At 43.0% G+C, this 16,177-nt stretch carries 14 protein-coding genes; all 14 read left to right on the top strand.

Annotated features, from left to right (window positions below):
* Positions 1-35 precede the first annotated feature (35 nt).
* The 14 genes from HALO_RS16020 (at position 36) to rfbD (ending at position 16,165) form a co-directional block, all read left to right on the top strand.
* Complete coding sequence (locus HALO_RS16020; RefSeq protein WP_050713671.1) at positions 36-1,091, top strand: porin; 1,056 nt, start codon at positions 36-38, stop codon at positions 1,089-1,091.
* A gap of 260 nt (positions 1,092-1,351) precedes the next feature.
* A complete protein-coding gene (locus tag HALO_RS16015; protein ID WP_050713670.1) occupies positions 1,352-2,371 on the top strand; it encodes a porin in 1,020 nt (339 codons plus the stop codon).
* A gap of 347 nt (positions 2,372-2,718) precedes the next feature.
* The gene (locus HALO_RS16010) at positions 2,719-3,816 is read left to right on the top strand and encodes a Wzz/FepE/Etk N-terminal domain-containing protein (RefSeq protein WP_050713669.1); all 1,098 of its coding nucleotides are present in this window, start codon (positions 2,719-2,721) and stop codon (positions 3,814-3,816) included.
* A gap of 41 nt (positions 3,817-3,857) precedes the next feature.
* Complete coding sequence (locus HALO_RS16005) at positions 3,858-5,141, top strand: flippase (protein ID WP_050713668.1); 1,284 nt, start codon at positions 3,858-3,860, stop codon at positions 5,139-5,141.
* A gap of 11 nt (positions 5,142-5,152) precedes the next feature.
* Positions 5,153-6,094: a nitroreductase family protein gene (locus HALO_RS16000; protein ID WP_197671944.1), complete on the top strand. Its 942-nt coding sequence runs from the start codon at positions 5,153-5,155 to the stop codon at positions 6,092-6,094.
* A gap of 13 nt (positions 6,095-6,107) precedes the next feature.
* Positions 6,108-7,208 carry a polysaccharide pyruvyl transferase family protein gene (locus HALO_RS15995; RefSeq protein WP_050713667.1) on the top strand — a complete coding sequence of 367 codons (1,101 nt, stop codon included), beginning with the start codon at positions 6,108-6,110 and terminating at the stop codon, positions 7,206-7,208.
* 143 nt (positions 7,209-7,351) lie between these two features.
* Positions 7,352-8,593, top strand: coding sequence for a hypothetical protein (locus HALO_RS15990; RefSeq protein ID WP_050713666.1), 1,242 nt, complete (start codon positions 7,352-7,354; stop codon positions 8,591-8,593).
* Positions 8,590-9,828: a glycosyltransferase family 4 protein gene (locus HALO_RS15985; protein WP_092490858.1), complete on the top strand. Its 1,239-nt coding sequence runs from the start codon at positions 8,590-8,592 to the stop codon at positions 9,826-9,828. Before HALO_RS15990 ends, HALO_RS15985 begins: the two co-directional genes overlap by 4 nt.
* Before the next feature lie 22 nt (positions 9,829-9,850).
* Positions 9,851-10,771 (top strand): glycosyltransferase, encoded by a 921-nt coding sequence (locus tag HALO_RS15980; RefSeq protein WP_050713664.1) that lies wholly within the window; start codon positions 9,851-9,853, stop codon positions 10,769-10,771.
* Positions 10,772-10,824: 53 nt separating this feature from the next.
* A complete protein-coding gene (locus HALO_RS15975) occupies positions 10,825-12,207 on the top strand; it encodes an undecaprenyl-phosphate glucose phosphotransferase (protein ID WP_050713663.1) in 1,383 nt (460 codons plus the stop codon).
* Positions 12,208-12,292: 85 nt separating this feature from the next.
* The gene (locus HALO_RS15970) at positions 12,293-13,534 is read left to right on the top strand and encodes an O-antigen ligase family protein (RefSeq protein WP_231896728.1); all 1,242 of its coding nucleotides are present in this window, start codon (positions 12,293-12,295) and stop codon (positions 13,532-13,534) included.
* Positions 13,535-13,767: 233 nt separating this feature from the next.
* Entirely contained in the window at positions 13,768-14,826 is a 1,059-nt protein-coding gene (gene rfbB / locus HALO_RS15965) for a dTDP-glucose 4,6-dehydratase (RefSeq protein ID WP_050713662.1), read from the top strand.
* A 47-nt stretch (positions 14,827-14,873) separates the two neighbouring features.
* On the top strand, positions 14,874-15,227 hold the full coding sequence (locus HALO_RS15960; RefSeq protein WP_092490908.1) for a four helix bundle protein: 354 nt from the start codon (positions 14,874-14,876) through the stop codon (positions 15,225-15,227).
* A complete protein-coding gene (rfbD, locus tag HALO_RS15955) occupies positions 15,224-16,165 on the top strand; it encodes a dTDP-4-dehydrorhamnose reductase (protein WP_050713660.1) in 942 nt (313 codons plus the stop codon). Before HALO_RS15960 ends, rfbD begins: the two co-directional genes overlap by 4 nt.
* The last annotated feature ends 12 nt before the right edge of the window (positions 16,166-16,177 follow it).

Genomic DNA, 16,177 nt, shown 5'->3' with positions numbered 1-16,177 from the left:
GATCGAAACAGTATACGAGTTAAGGAACTTACATCATGAAAAAAACACTTTTAGCGACTGCTATCGTTGGCGCCCTGGGTGCCTCAGCTGCAGCACAAGCTGCAACTGTCTATGACCAAGACGGCACCAAGCTGGACATCTATGGCCGTATCGCCATGGGTATCGCTGGCGGCGGCCCTGAGTTCAACAGCGATGGTCAAGAAATTGATGACGGTGCTGAGTTCGTAGACGTTTTCTCACGTCTTGGTCTGCGCATGAGCCATGAAGTTTCACGTGACCTGACTGCTTTCGGTCGTCTCGAGTGGCGTTTCAGCGGTGACGAGCGCAACACTGACCAAGGTTTCAACGAAATCCGTCAGAGCTACATCGGTCTGCAAAGCGACCAGTTCGGTACTTTCCAAGCGGGTAACTTCGACAGCTTCTACAACCAGTTCGTTTCTTTGCCCTTTGATTGGGAAATCGATCGTGGTTTAGAATTCGCAGGTCACCCGAAGCAGTCACGTGGCGACTCTATCGGTTACTACACGCCTGACCTGAGTGGCTTCACTGCTTACCTGCAAGCGAAGCACTACAGCGAGCGCGGCCTGACTGAAGCTCAGCAATCTTCAGAAGGTGAAGTTGTTGCAGCTCAGGGTGGCGTACGTTATGCACAAGGCCCTGTGACTGTTGGTCTTGGCTTCGTTGATGACGTGCAGCGCGGCGGCGGTAACGGCGAAGTGCTGTACGGCCTGATCGGTTCTTACGATTTCACTGACCAGTTCTCTGCACGTCTGGGCTATGAAACTCGTGACAACAACGACAGCTACGCGCTTCGTGGTGCTAACGACGAAAATGGCTACGATAAAGTTGGTGTAGGTGGTACTTTCACCACTGGTCCTTGGGCATTCGCTGCTGACTATTACAACGTAGACCGCGAAGAGTTAGACGACAGTAACGCTTGGGTTCTAGGTACTTATTACAATGTATCCAGTAACTTCGACGTGTTCCTCGAGCTTAACGATGGCGACGCACCAACTGTTGATCGTGACGTTACCCTTGGTGACCTGACTGACGACGTATACTGGCTGACAGGCGCTCGTTACCACTTCTAAGCTTGGTTTAAACACCACGCTTAAAGGGTAACTGCCTAGCAGAACCAATAGAACCGGCCTCTTRGGAGGCCGGTTTTTTTATTGACCTGAATATTCCATTGATGATTTATCCTAAGTAATCAATCTATAAATTAACTACTTAGGTGCATTGATCAGAAGATTGCCTTCCCTTATTAATTGTTATCTTATAACATTGCAATAGATGCGTACATCAACTGCATCACATGCGTGTGTGGGTAAAATAATGTAAGGGATAAAAGATGAAAAAAACGCTGTTAACAGGCGCAGTTATCGCCGCACTTTCGGCTTCAGTAGCGCAAGCAACAACGCTATATCACCAAGAGGGTACAAAGTTCGATATTTATGGACGTATTGCCATGGGGATCGCTGGCGGTGGGCCGGACTTCGATAGCTCGGGCAATAAGGTGGATAACGGGGCAGAGTTTGTCGATGTTTACTCACGGCTAGGGTTTCGCATGAGCCATGCCGTCAACAATGGTCTAAACGCTTTTGGGCGTCTAGAGTGGCGCTTTAGCGGTGATGAACGCAACACGCAGAAAGGCTTTAATGAGATTCGTCAAAGCTATATCGGGCTAACCAGCAAGCAGTACGGCACGGTTCAGGCAGGCAGCTTCGACAGCCTTTATTATCAATTTGTATCGGCACCCTTTGATGTCTATCTCGATAAAGGCCTGCTCTTCAACTCAACCGGGCTACAGTCGCGAGGCGATTCCATTGGTTACTACACACCGGAGTTAAATGGCTTTMCCTCCTTCCTACAGTTCAAACACTACAGTGAGCGTGGGTTCACCCTTGCCGAACAGAGTGGAGAGGGCGAAGTCGTCGCAGCCCAGGGCGGTATCCGCTATCAACAAGGGCCATTCAAGATTGGCTTTGGCGCGGTGGAAAATGTAGTGCGTGGCGGTGGCAACGGCGAAATGCTCTATGGGTTGATGGGGGCCTACTCACTGAGCGATCAATTTACCCTGCGCTTAGGTGCTGAAACGCAAGATAACAGCGATAGCTACGGCGGAGGATTCGAGACACTTGGCCTAGGTGGAACCTATACAGTTGGGCAGTGGGCCTTTACCGCAGACTACTACAACGTAGAGCGGGATGAGAACGAAGAGAGCAATGCCTGGGCAGCGGGGGCGTATTACAAGATATCCAGCGCATTTGATCTGTTCTTGGAGCTAGCCGATGGCTACGCACCCAGCGTACGGCAGGGGGGCTCTTCTGACAAAGCATATTGGCTGACTGGGGTAAGGTACCATTTTTAAAATGACTTGATAATCAGAAAGTTAGAGGTAAAAAAGGTGAGCTAATTTTCTTACCTTCACTCATTCGTGAAGGTTTTTTTATACTTAGTTAAAGAAAAAAGATTATGAGAGGTAATATACAAAAAATAAATAATAATTAATATCATCTAGGCATTGTAGAAAAGACAATATTTGGGTGAACGGATGAATTACTACAGATTGTGTTAACAAATGAATCAATATAGAATCATCGGTTTTGTCAATTAAGGCATCATGCGCTGCCTATCTGGGCTAAAATATGATGTTACAATATATCTTGTGATCACTAGTAATTGTCTATTAATGAATAAAATAGGAAAAATTCGAAAATGGCAATGGAATCAAATACTCAATTTGAAAATTCGTATGAAATTGATTTGAGAGAGGTAGCACTTTCAATTTTAGGTGCTTGGTATTGGATTGTTGGTACATTAGTACTATGTGTATCCCTCGCATTAGTATATTTATCGCTAGTAACCCCTGTATACGAAGCCCGTTTTCGCGCTGCTCCTGCAGCAGCATCAAATTTTKCAGTATTTAACCACTTTAATGATTTTCAAATTTCTCCAGAAGATGCATATAGGGCATTAGGAAACAGGCTGACTAGTTATCAGAACTTTGAAGCTTTTATTGAAGAAAGAGAAGGTGAGTTTAACTTTGACACAGAGGTGTCTTTAATAGAACTCTTTCAAAATAGATTTACCATTGAAGGCTTGGTTGAAGATCGGGCTGGAAATATGACTCTGAGTGTAAAGTATCAGTATCCAGAAGGTGAAAATGGGGATGAGCTATTAAATTCTTACATAGCAGATACTTCAAACACGGTTTGGTCTACTTTGCATTCGAGGTTTACGGCTTATAACCAAGCGCAGCTAATGCGTTTAAATATAAATCTTGATTTAGAGCAAGCAGCGCTTCGCTCTGAACGGGAAGAAGAGATATTTGAAGTTGAACGAGCGATAACAGTTGCACGTAATTTGAATATTCAAATGCCAACGATGCCTTATCAACTAGATGGCGAACAGAGCGGTAGCCAAATAATATATTCTAGTGAAGAAAACTTGCCTAAATATTTCATGGGCTATCAAACGCTTGAGTCTGAGAGAGACGCATTAATTAGTTCTTTAAATGAAGGGTTAAGCAATGAAGACGTAAGAGATAATCAGCAAAGTATAGACGCAAGACAACAGATTAGTGAGTCTATAGATGAAAATGAATCTTCAATAAATTTATTAGATGATTTTATAGTTACCGAAAGAGTAGTGGACGTAATTGAGTATGCTTTTCCTGGAGAGCGTACTGTATCACCTAATAAACCTCTAATACTTGCACTATCAATTATTGTAGGTGGTATCTTCGGTATTGTTATAGCATTGATTTCAGTCTCATTTAGTAATATGAAACGCCGTGATTTAAAGAAGCACTAAGTAATGATTTATTTTAAAGTGAGCCGAGGGTTAGGAGCGGAATGATTTTATTAAAACGTGAGGCTATAAAAGCCGTTTCTTCTCTTTGGCTTGCAACGCTAACTGGTGCAGGTTTAGCTTTTATTACACAAGCTATTCTTGCTCGTTCATTGCTTCCAGAAGCGTATGGTGTTTTTTCCTCTTCATTGTCTTTTGTAATGCTTTTCGTTCCTCTTGCTGGTTTTGGAGTTGCCCAATTCTGGCTAAAAGCGTTTGGCCAAGAAGGCTGGGCTGCAAAGCGATGGCTAAACGGTTCCATAAGGTTTACATCTTATTCGACAGGATTAGTTTATTGCGGATTAATTGTTTGGGCAGTAATTGGCCCTCATAATTATATAACAAGCTTAGTGTTATGCTTGTTAGCTTTTCATGTGCTGGCGCAAGTGGTTTTGGAGTTGGTTAGTAGTCGGTTGCAGCTTGAAGAAAGGTTTCTGTCTTTAGCTATATGGCAACTTTTTCCACATTTATTACGCTTCTTCTTGGTTGCTGCATTGGCTTTATTTTTAAGCGAAAAGATTAATGTAGTATTAGGGTCCCTGATGTATGCAGTAGTTGCTCTAGTAATGATTCCAATCGGCTATTTTATGCTTAAACCAATGTTTAATAATAAATTTGGTTTGGTAGGCCACGAAAAACACTTTAAAGAATTTTGTGAGAATAAAAAAAGCTGGAAAGCTGTTATTAACTCATCATGGCCTTTCGGCTTAGCTGCATTTGCTCACTTGATATATTACCAAAGTGATATAGTCTTGCTTAAATACTTGGACAGCGATGCAAGTGCTGGTATATACAATATCGCTTTTCTGGTTATTTCAGCAATATATCTTTTGCCTGGCGTTATATATCAGAAGTACTTTTTACCTAAGATTCATCGTTGGTCAATCCAGGATCCCTCTCGAGTCAAAAAGGTATTTGAACAAGGTAACATTGCGATGCTGCTTCTTGGACTCCTTTTTCTTGTAGGTATTTGGGTTGCATCGGACTGGATGGTTTTATTGCTTTTCGGGGATACCTATTCTTCAGCATCTTCTGTTTTAAAGATGCTTTCTTTTTCTGTCCCATTTATGTTCGTGGCTTTTAGTGCGGGCGCTGTTCTTGTTACTCAAAATCATATGAAGCTGAAAGTTAAGCTGATGATGTCAGTGGCATTAATGAATGTATTGCTCAACACTATATTAATACCGGTTTATGGAATGATGGGTGCTGCAATTGCAACTATTTTGAGTAATGCTCTTCTTGCATTACTATATTTCATCACAGCTAAGCGGCTGGTTGTCAAGAATTAATGGAGAGTTTGATGAATATGTTAAAGTCATTTGGTCGTTTGATTTTTTGCTTATTTTGTATGCTTTACGATTTCTTTAGATTTACACGTTATGGTGGATGGCGTCAAAATATGCGTGACAAACAGGAAAGAAACTACGCTTCTGTGCGCGTTTACCATAGTTTGGAGAAAAGCCTTAGTCTGACAGAGCGTAACCCTTCGGCCGGTGGAAGTAATGCAAAATTATTAAAAAAAATTCTGGATAGAGCGGAAGAGTCTAATGACTATGGTTTTCAAGATCGTGTTGCTCTGAAAGTCCTCAGCGACTTTTCTGCACAGATTGCGGATAGTGGTGAAGGGATAGCGCTGCATCATGACTTACAGCACATAGCTCATGAAGCAAGCAAAGAAGGTGGGATATTAGAAGTAGAGTTGCCAACCTTCCGTTTAGAAAATCCGGAAAGTTTTTTCTTAGGACGTCATTCAATACGTGAATTCAGTGATCATATTGTGGAAGATGATCAGCTAAAACGAGCCATACACATGGCCATGAAGGCTCCATCAGTGTGTAATCGGCAAGCATGGCATATTTATGATATAGATAAGCCTGAGCTAATCAAAGCAGCGTTGTCTTTGCAGAATGGCAATCGCGGGTTTGGACATAAAGTAAGTCGACTGTTAATTATTAGTAGTGATTTAAAAGCTTTCGTCTCTTATAAAGAGCGGTATCAACATTGGATAGATGGTGGTATTTTTTCAATGTCTTTAATTCTCACATTACATTCTCTGGGCATTGGTTCTTGCTGCCTTAATTGGAGCCAGGACGCTACAACAGACTTAAAATTGAGGAAATCATTACCTATCAATCCTGAACATTCAGTAATGATGATGCTTGCAATTGGCTATCCAAAAGAAATGAACAAGGTATGCCAGTCAGCCAGACGGCCAATTGAAGAAATTTATACTAAACTTTAGTAAAGGACTACAAATGAAGAAGATAGCTCTTATTACGATACACTATGCTAATAGTTATGGTGGATGTTTGCAGGCATTAGCCTCTCAGAAAATTCTTTCGAATTTTGGCGAAGTGTCAATTATTGATTATAAAACGCCTCAGTTAGCAAATACAATGAAGCTTTTACGGTTCAGTAAAAGCCCACGTACCGGTTTGCATTTAATCAAAGATATAGGACGCTATTTTCCCCGGAAGCGCCTTATAGAAAGGTTTCATCAGTTTATGCAAGAGAACTATAACCTTACTAAATCTTGCACCTCACAAGCTGACCTGCATAAGCTAAATAACGATTTTGACATCTTCGTGTGTGGTAGTGACCAGATTTGGAACCCGGTCATCATAGGCTCGTTCGATAAAAACTATATGCTTGATTTTGTCAAAGACAAGCAGAAAGTAGCTTTCTCTACTAGCTCGGGTTCATACGTGCATACTGGGGAAAGTAAGGATTATCTACAAGCATCTCTTAACACATATTCTTCATTATCTTTTCGTGAAGAAGATACTGCCGAACGAATGAAAGTCCTTTCTGGTCGAGATGACATAGAGTGCACGCTGGACCCTACGCTGATGCTCACACGAGATGAGKGGAGTGAGTTACTCAATTTAACTGACCAAGAACCTCTTCATGAACGCTATATTTTTGTTTATACATTGAAAAAAGATCGCTTAGTGTATGAGATTGTTAATAAAGTAGCTAAAAAGTTTAATTTGAAAATTGTGGCGATTGATCAAGACCCTTTCCTACTCTATAAGACGGATCATCATTATCGTGATGCGAGCCCGCTTGAGTATATGTCATTGATGAACAATGCATCGTTTGTAGTCACAAACTCTTTTCATGGTACAGCTTTTGCCACGAATTTTGGAATTCCTTTTGTCTCCATTAAGCCTGAATCAGGTACTAATCGCATCAAAGGATTTTTAGATAGTCTGGGCTTGGGGGAACGTCTTGTCGAAAACACCAAGGACTTAGATAATATTTTGCCGAAAGAGATAGATTTTGAAGTAGCCAATTTAAAATTAGAGAAGCTTAAAAAAGATACATTAAAATATTTAGAGAAAGCGCTGGCTTAGTTATTAGTGAAGTCATTAATTAATGAGAGGAAGTTTTCTTTGAGTACGAGAAAGGCTTCTTCTTGTTATGGAAAGATTCATGTTTATATAAATATGTATTAAAGGTTTAACTCGGAAATGTTTTTTAAATAGAGTGGTTCTATATGTATCTACGCAATGGTATCGTTGATTTACGGTTGTTATTAATATTTCTAACTGTATTGCTAATGCCAAGCTTTATTTTCGTGACCTTGGATACTAGCTCATTAGCAATAGGCATGCTTGTATCATCCTTTTTGATACAAGCTGTTTTGACGACCTCTCGAGGTGCTTTTAAAATTGATGCTGAGCTACTGTTTCTTTTCTCAATTATTTTACTATTAGTTGCGATCAACTGTGCAGTTATTTGCTTTATTTATCAGGATATTAAGCCCCTTTTATCACTAATATGGTTTTATGTGGCTTTTACGGCAATGCTGCTCGGGCGTTACGTTTTTTATATGAGCTTTGATAGGCTTTATGCTACTTTATTTTATTCTATTGTTTTATTGCTTATTATCGGGTGGGTTGAAATTCTTTTTGGTATGCATTGGGGAGGATATGGCACTCTTGAAAAATCTGTCTTTCCTTTTTCAGAGGAAAGTCATTATGCGTTAGCATTATGCATGATGATTTTGCCTTATGTTCTGATTAGTAACAGCTTTAAAGTTGTTGTTATTTTTTTGTTAAATGTATTATTTCTGGCTCTGCTTTTTCCAAATTTAACATTGCTAGTCGTTTTTTGCTTGTCATGTCTCATGTATGTGTTGCGCATGAAGCCAGTTTATTTGTTTTTTTGTGCTGGCTTTCTAATTATTATCGGATTAGTTTTTTTTATTTTTTTACTCGATTATTTTCCTTACTTTCAAAGTCGGCTAACATTCGAAAACTCAGATAATTTGACCACGTTGGTTTTTCTTCAGGGCTGGATTATGGCCTATACTAATTTAGTGGAAACGTATGGGCTGGGTATTGGATTTCAAATGCTGGGAACTGAGGCAACCTATTTCCCTGATGTTTCTGAACGTATTTATTATTTAACAGGTAAATACTTCAATATTTATGATGGTGGCTTTTTGTTGGCTAAAATAGTGGCAGAGTTTGGTATATTAGGGCTTTTGCTGGTTTTATTTTATTTGTTTTCATTGTTGAAAATTTCCTTTTATATTAATCGTTACTTTAGATCGGCGAAAGAGAATGCTCCTCATGAAGCACAGCTCAAAAAGAAAATATTGGTTTACGGCTTCTTTATTGCTTTTTCAATAGAGTTTTTTCTCAGAGGATATGGCTATTTTTCACCCGGAGTGTTTCTTGTTATAGCAGCAATTTATGTGTCTTTTTTAAACAAGCGGCGGATAATGGAATGAGTGACGAGAAGCTTTGTAACGTAGTCATCATTAATGATTATGCAAGAGTTGAAGGTGGGGCTGCTAAAGTCGCTATTGCCAGTGCGCGAGGCCTTGCCCTTGCGGGATATAATGTTACCTATATTTTTGCAGTAGGTCCTGCTAGTGAGGATTTGATACATTCAAACATTGAACTGATAGATTTAAAACAGTATGACTTGCTAGATAACCCTAATCGTTTTGAAGCCTCTTTTCAGGGTATATGGAATACTCGCTCTTATAAAGTGATAAAAAATTATTTGTCTGATTTTAATCCGAATAACACGATTGTACATATTCATACTTGGGTAAAGTCTCTTAGTGTTAGTGCTGTCTCGGCTGTTGTAAGTTCTAATATTCCCAGAGTTTTAACATTACATGATTATTTTTCGGTCTGCCCGAACGGCGGGCTTTATAATTATCAGCAAGAAGGCATATGCCATAAAGTGCCTATGTCCATAGATTGTATTACTACTAATTGTGATGCCCGTAGTTATTCACATAAGGCTTGGCGAGTGCTGAGACAATTAGTTTATAAACCTGCTGGCTTTTATAAAGGGATTAAGAACTTCATTAGTGTGTCTGATTATAGTGAGACAGTATTAAAACCATTACTTCCAAATGATTCCATATTTTGGCGAGTCGGTAATCCAATCGATATCCAAAAAGTTTCACCTGCAACGCCAGCAAATGCACGTTATTATACTTTCATTGGAAGGTTGTCTGCAGAAAAGGGAGCGCTTCTATTGTCCAAAGTTAAGAATATAGCTCCTGATAGGCTGCGCTTCATTGGAAGTGGAGAAATCTCAGATCAGCTGAGAGAATTGTTGCCTGAGGCTGAATTTGTTGGCTGGGTAGATGCTGAGCAGGTGAAAAAATACTTACAGGATACTAGGGCTCTTTTATTTACTTCTCGTTCCTATGAAACCCAGGGCCTAGTTGTGTTAGAAGCTGCTGCATTAGGCGTGCCTGCAATTGTGGCGTCTCAGACGGCAGCGACTGATTATGTTATACATAATGAGACGGGTTTAATATTTGAAACCGGTGATAGTAGCAGTTTAGATGGACAGCTTGCAGTGTTAGAGTGCGATGAAACTGTTAATCGATTGGGTGTGCAGGCCTATCAAAAATTCTGGGAAAGTCAGCCTAATCTTGAAAGCCATGTAACTGCTCTCGTGACCTGCTACACGTCTATTTTAACTAACGAAACGGATTGATTTTAAAGGTAAGGAATACCGTATGGTAAGTGGTCTTAAAGTAGCATGCGTAATACCTGTTTATAATGGCAAATCCGATTTATTGAGGCTTCTTGACTCTTTAGATCAGCAAACTGCTGCTTTTGATATTGTAGTGGTTGACTCATCATCCAAAGATGGATCTCAGCAGTTGGCATTTGAGAGGGCGGATAAGGTCATAGTTATCGATACTAAAGACTTTAATCATGGAGGTACTAGGCAGAAAATAGTTAATGAGCACTCTGAATACGAAATTTTCGTTTTTCTAACTCAGGATGCCTATCTTGATGATGTCTTAGCTGTTGAAAAAATTATAAGTTATTTTGAAAGCAGTGCAGTAGGAGCGGTGTGTGGAAGACAGCTTCCTCACCATGACGCTAATTTATTGGCAGCACACGCACGCCTCTTTAACTATCCAGATAAGACTATACATAAGTCACTAAAAGATGCACCTGTGTTAGGTATTAAAACCCCATTTATGTCCAATTCTTTTGCCGCGTATCGTAGGGAGGCTTTAGTTGAGGTAGGTGGGTTTCCCAACGATGTTATCTTATCGGAAGATATGTACGCGACTGCCAAAATGTTAATGGCAGGTTATAATGTCGTTTACGCCGGTAATGCTTGTTGTCGTCACTCCCATAACTATACGATGCTAGAAGAATTCCGGCGTTATTTTGATGTTGGTGTATTCCATGCTGAGCAACCTTGGATCAGAGAAACTTTCGGTGGTGCGGGTGGAGAAGGTTTTAGATATGTTAAATCTGAACTTCGTTATATTGGATTAGAGCGGTTCTACCTTTGGCCCTCTTGCTTTATTCGTAATGCTTTAAAATTGATTGGTTACAAATTGGGGCAACATTCTCACAAAATACCTGTTTCTATAAATAAAAAGCTCTCAATGCACTCCCGGTATTGGGTTGAATGATTTTATAATTGAACAGAGTATGTTGAATATGGAAAATAGTGAAGGGGTTCCAAATGTCTAGCAAAACACAAGGTTTAACTGAGCGTTATCCCGCGCAACTTATAGTGCCGGTCTTTGATTTTTTTGCGATTGTATGTGCTTGTGTTATTGCTTTTAATTTCCGGTTTGGAACTTTTCATCTTCATGAGCGCTATGTTTTGGCGACTTCATTAATTGCTCTTTTTGCTATTCTACTTAACAGCATGTTTGGTGGCTATAGTCGATGGCGTATTACACCCGTTTCTACATTGGTGGCCCGACTTTTAATGGTCTGGGTAGCTGTTGGATTACTGGCGACATCGTTGATTTTTTTAGCGGATGCCTCTGTTCGGTTTTCAAGGTTGTGGGTAGCCTCCTCTTTGCTTCTCTCTTATATCATAGCGGGAGGAGGGCGTGTTCTGGCGCAAATTATTTTAAGAAAAGCTCGTATGAAGGGGCGTGCGAGACGATCCATATTTCTGGTTGGTCCTAGTAGCCAGTTGCTGCAAGTCGCGAGAAGTATGCGCGTAGCCAAAGGCGAAGGTTATTCTATCGTGGGGGTCGAAAGGCTGCATGCTGGGTTTAATAATGAGAGCTTATCTAACATTGCATCAAGAATTGAGGTGTCAGGTGCACGTGAAGTTTGGATTTGTGTTCCTTTAGAAATGGGCGGAGCTGTTCGTTCTATCTTTTATGCATTGAGAAATCACACTGCGGAAGTGCGTTTCATACCTGATTTTCAGGGTATGCAATTGCTCAACCACAGGTTTAGCGAGGTGGCAGGGCATTTCGCTATTGACCTTAGTGTTACGCCACTCAGTGGTATGGCGCGTATCATAAAACGTGGTGAGGATTTGGTTGTAGGTGGTCTTATCGCTTTACTGATTACTCCAGTTTGTATAGCCATCGCAGTGGGCATCAAAATTACCTCTCCAGGGCCAATTCTTTTTAAGCAGTATCGCACTGGTGCAAACGGACGCCGTGTGAAGGTATATAAATTTAGATCTATGCGTGTCCATAAGGAAAAAGCAGGCCAGGTTACTCAGGCGACAAAGAATGATCAGCGAATAACTCCGATAGGTGCTTTTTTGCGTAGAACGTCACTTGATGAGCTGCCTCAATTTTACAATGTATTACAAGGTCGTATGTCCATAGTTGGCCCGCGACCACATGCGTTAGCGCATAATGATTATTACAAAGATCTTGTCGAATCTTATATGCGGCGACACAAAGTCAAGCCAGGTATTACTGGGTGGGCCCAGGTTAATGGCTTKCGTGGTGAAACAGACACACTTGATAAAATGCAACGTCGTGTCGAGTATGACCTGTGGTATATCGATAACTGGTCTCTGTGGCTTGATCTACGTATTATTTTTCTAACTATTTTTAAAGGTTTTACCAATAAAAATGCCTACTAGTCTGCCTTGTTGATGTTTTGGGTAAGCCCTAAACAGCAAATACATATATTATATGGCCCTTAAAACTACCGTTAATGAGGCAAAAGTGCCATTTACTATTTTAGAAGATTCTAAATCTATTTTTTATGCAAGTGCTTCTGTGTTTATTTTTGGGGCACTTTCATTGGTGGTACCTTCTGGTTACTCGTTTGGTGCTGTGCTTCTTCTGATAGGAGGGTTAGCTCTCCCTCTGCTAAGGCCGCAATTTTTTATAAGTCGTCGTGACTGCTTCGTCATGACTACTATGGCACTTTATGCTTTCACCATCATCTTGTTGGCATGGTTTTATGATGAAGGCTCTCGTGCTTATGATCGACCAAGTCGATTATTGCTAGCTATCCCTGCATTATTATTTTTGCTTGCAAATCCACCACGCTTATCGGCAATGTGGAGTGGCTTTGCATTGGGCGCCATTGGTGCGGGTGGCTGGGCTTTATGCCAGAAACTGCTATTAAATACTGTGCGTGCGGGTGGCTATACCCACGTTATCCAGTTCGGCAATTTGAGTATGCTATTGGGCATTCTCTGCCTTGCAGGTATGGGATGGGCCATATTACAACCGCATAGAAAGCGCTGGTTGGTACTGCTTGCCCTGGGTGCTGTTATGGGGATACTGGGATCACTCCTTTCAGGGAGTCGAGGTGGCTGGGTTGGTTTTCCTTTGATTCTACTCGTTCTTTACCGTAGCTACGGCAAAGAGTGGCCACTTAAATGGAAAGGAGCATTGGCTTTCGGCCTTGTACTAGGGGGCGTAACGGTCTTTGCTTTACCCCAAACAGGTGTTCAGGAACGAGTATTTCAGGCGGTTGATGATATTTCACTTTATGTTTCTGGTGAATCACAAGACACCTCTGTGGGCGCCAGGTTTGAAATGTGGAAAGGTGCCAGTCATTTAATTTCAGATAGGCCAATACTAGGCTGGGGTCAGAATGGCTATTTGAAAGGCATGACTACGCTGGCAGAAGATGGCATCGTCAGTGCTGGTATTTTGCAGTTTGACCATGCACACAATGAATTTCTTGACACTTTTGCAAAGCGAGGTCTGATCGGTCTTGCCGTACTTCTATTGCTCTATTTAGTGCCGATGAAGCTATTTAGCGAGTATTTAAGGCATAGCAACCTAGAAATACGTGCGGTGGCAGTTGCCGGGTTTTTGTTGCCCGTGGCCTATATCGATTTTGGGATAACCCAAACCTTTTTGGGACATAACAGTGGAGTAATGATGTATGCCTTTCTGTTGGCTATTTTGTGGGGAATTCACTCACGTCACCGCAAACAGCTAAACTAATAATTTTGAATTAATATGCCGAATATTGTTCTTAGCATATTTTAAACGATTGTTTATATTTTGTTAGCAAAGCTTGTCCACACATCAATCCGCCGACCTATTTATTTCCTCTCGATGGTCGCACTGTCATAATTGTTCTAGGGCTTATCTGGACAATCTATCGGTACCCAAAGCAAAAAAGTACACAAGAGCCGGTGCAAGGGATGTAATGAATGATCTATAAGGAACCTTAAATGAATATTTTAGTAACAGGTGGAGCAGGGTTTATCGGTTCAGCGGTGATCCGCTACCTGATCGAGCAGACCGAACACGCCGTGGTGAATGTCGATGCATTGACCTACGCCGGTAATTTAGAGTCGCTAACATCGGTGGAAAGCAACGAACGCTACACCTTTGAAAAGGCCGATATTGGCGATGCCGACAGCATGGCGGCTATTTTCGAACGCCATCAGCCTGATGCCGTGATGCACTTGGCCGCAGAGTCACACGTAGACCGCTCCATCGATGGCCCCGCCGCTTTTATTCAAACCAATATTGTCGGCACCTACACGCTGCTGGAAGCGGTGCGTCACTACTGGAAAGGCCTGCAAGCAAGCGCCCCTGAAAAAGCCAGCGCTTTCCGCTTCCACCACATCTCGACCGATGAAGTGTATGGCGACCTGGGAGGCCCGGAAGACCTGTTTACCGAAGAAACCCCCTACGCCCCCAGCTCGCCTTACTCCGCCAGCAAGGCAAGTTCAGACCATCTGGTCCGCGCATGGCACCGTACTTACGGTCTGCCGGTATTGGTCACCAACTGCTCCAACAACTATGGCCCTTACCACTTCCCTGAAAAACTCATCCCGCTGATGATCCTTAACGCCCTGGCAGGTAAGCCACTGCCGGTGTATGGCAATGGTCAACAGGTACGCGACTGGCTATACGTAGAAGACCACGCCCGCGCGCTGATCAAAGTTGTCACGGAAGGCGTTGTGGGTGAAACCTATAACATCGGTGGGCATAACGAGAAGGCCAATCTAGAAGTGGTTGAAACGCTATGTGACCTGCTGCAAGAGCTGGTGCCAGCGGAAAGTAACTACCGCGACCTGATTACCTTCGTACAAGACCGCCCGGGCCACGACCTACGCTACGCCATCGACGCCAGCAAGATCGAAAGCGAGCTAGGCTGGAAGCCAGAAGAAMCCTTCGAAACTGGGCTACGCAAAACCGTCCAGTGGTATCTCGCCAACGAATCCTGGTGGAAACGCGTACAAGACGGCAGCTACCAGGGCCAGCGCCTAGGCAGTTTGTAAGAGGTAAGGGGTAAGCGCTTCGCTTGTAAGGGGGGAGGGGAATGGTCATGAGAAAGCACCAGCAACTGCGTGTATGGCAAGAAGCGATGGATCTCGTTGTTTCTATTTACACAATGACCTCGACCTTTCCCTCAACTGAGCGCTTTGGCCTTGCTAGCCAAATGCAGCGTGCCGCTGTCTCGGTGCCGAGCAACATAGCTGAAGGCGCGGCACGAGGCAGTAAACCTGACTTCTTAAGATTTTTGCATATAGCGCGGGGATCGCTCAGTGAGCTTGAAACTCAGTGCCAAATTGCCCAACGCTTAGGGTATACGGCTGATATTTCAACTCTCGAAATAGCGATTAACTCTGTATTTTCACAGCTAGGCGGGCTGATCAAGCATTTAAAGGCGTCACTATGAACTCTGAACACTCACACCTCACACCTCTCATTTCACGCCTCACTATTTTAATTACCGGCGGCAATGGTCAGGTGGGCTTTGAACTGCGTCGTCAATTGGCAACGCTGGGTGAAATTCTAGCGCCCAATCGCGCTAAGTTAGATCTGGCTGACACCGATGCTGTTAGTGCTTACCTAGATCAACACCAACCAGACCTAATCGTTAACGCGGCAGCCTACACCGCCGTCGATAACGCCGAATCCGACCAGGCCATGGCAACGCGCCTAAACGCCGAAGTGCCTGCGCAGTTGGCAGAATATTGCCAGCAGCGGGGCAGTTGGCTAATCCACTACTCCTCGGATTATGTTTACAACGGTGAAGGCATCGCCCCCTGGCAGGAAAACGATGCCACCGGGCCATGCAATGCTTACGGCGCGACCAAGCTGGCTGGTGATGAAGCGGTGGCCAATAGCGGCTGCAAACACCTTATTTTCCGCACCAGCTGGGTTTATAGCGCGTTTGGCAAAAGCTTTTTAGGCACCATGCTACGGCTAGGGGCTGAGCGCCCAGCATTAAGCATTGTGAGTGACCAGATGGGCGCACCCACACCGGCACGCCTGATTGCACTCGTCACCCAACAAGCGTTAGCGACGCTGAACAACCCGAAAACCGCCAACGACCTGGCAAGCGGTGTGTATCATCTTGCCCCCAGGGGCGAAACCAGCTGGCACGGGTTTGCCTGCGAGATATTCCAGGTAGCCAAGCAGGCCGAATTGCCGCTAGCGATTAGCCCGGAAGGCGTCTCCGCAATCCCCACCGCTGACTACCCAACCCCGGCAGCCCGCCCACTGAATTCTCGGCTAGCGGTGGAAAAGTTAGAAGCAGCATTGGGAATTCAGATGCCCACTTGGCAAAGCCAGTTGGCGCTTACCGTGGAAGAAATAGCAAGCTCGCGTTAGTCGTCGAGCAAC

This window comes from Halomonas sp. R57-5, from assembly GCF_900070345.1.
In the GTDB taxonomy this organism is placed as follows: Bacteria; Pseudomonadota; Gammaproteobacteria; order Pseudomonadales; family Halomonadaceae; genus Vreelandella; species Vreelandella ventosae_B.
Note: the sequence above shows the minus strand (reverse complement) of the source record. Positions and strands in the feature narration are given on the sequence as shown.

What these genes read in the sequence shown, in the direction of transcription:
- HALO_RS15990 (WP_050713666.1), top strand. Translation starts at nt 7,352, where the DNA reads ATGTATCTACGCAATGGTATCGTTGATTTACGGTTGTTATTAATATTT.
- HALO_RS16020 (WP_050713671.1), top strand. Translation starts at nt 36, where the DNA reads ATGAAAAAAACACTTTTAGCGACTGCTATCGTTGGCGCCCTGGGTGCC.
- HALO_RS16000 (WP_197671944.1), top strand. Translation starts at nt 5,153, where the DNA reads ATGAATATGTTAAAGTCATTTGGTCGTTTGATTTTTTGCTTATTTTGT.
- HALO_RS15980 (WP_050713664.1), top strand. Translation starts at nt 9,851, where the DNA reads ATGGTAAGTGGTCTTAAAGTAGCATGCGTAATACCTGTTTATAATGGC.
- HALO_RS15985 (WP_092490858.1), top strand. Translation starts at nt 8,590, where the DNA reads ATGAGTGACGAGAAGCTTTGTAACGTAGTCATCATTAATGATTATGCA.
- HALO_RS15960 (WP_092490908.1), top strand. Translation starts at nt 14,874, where the DNA reads ATGAGAAAGCACCAGCAACTGCGTGTATGGCAAGAAGCGATGGATCTC.
- HALO_RS16005 (WP_050713668.1), top strand. Translation starts at nt 3,858, where the DNA reads ATGATTTTATTAAAACGTGAGGCTATAAAAGCCGTTTCTTCTCTTTGG.
- rfbD (WP_050713660.1), top strand. Translation starts at nt 15,224, where the DNA reads ATGAACTCTGAACACTCACACCTCACACCTCTCATTTCACGCCTCACT.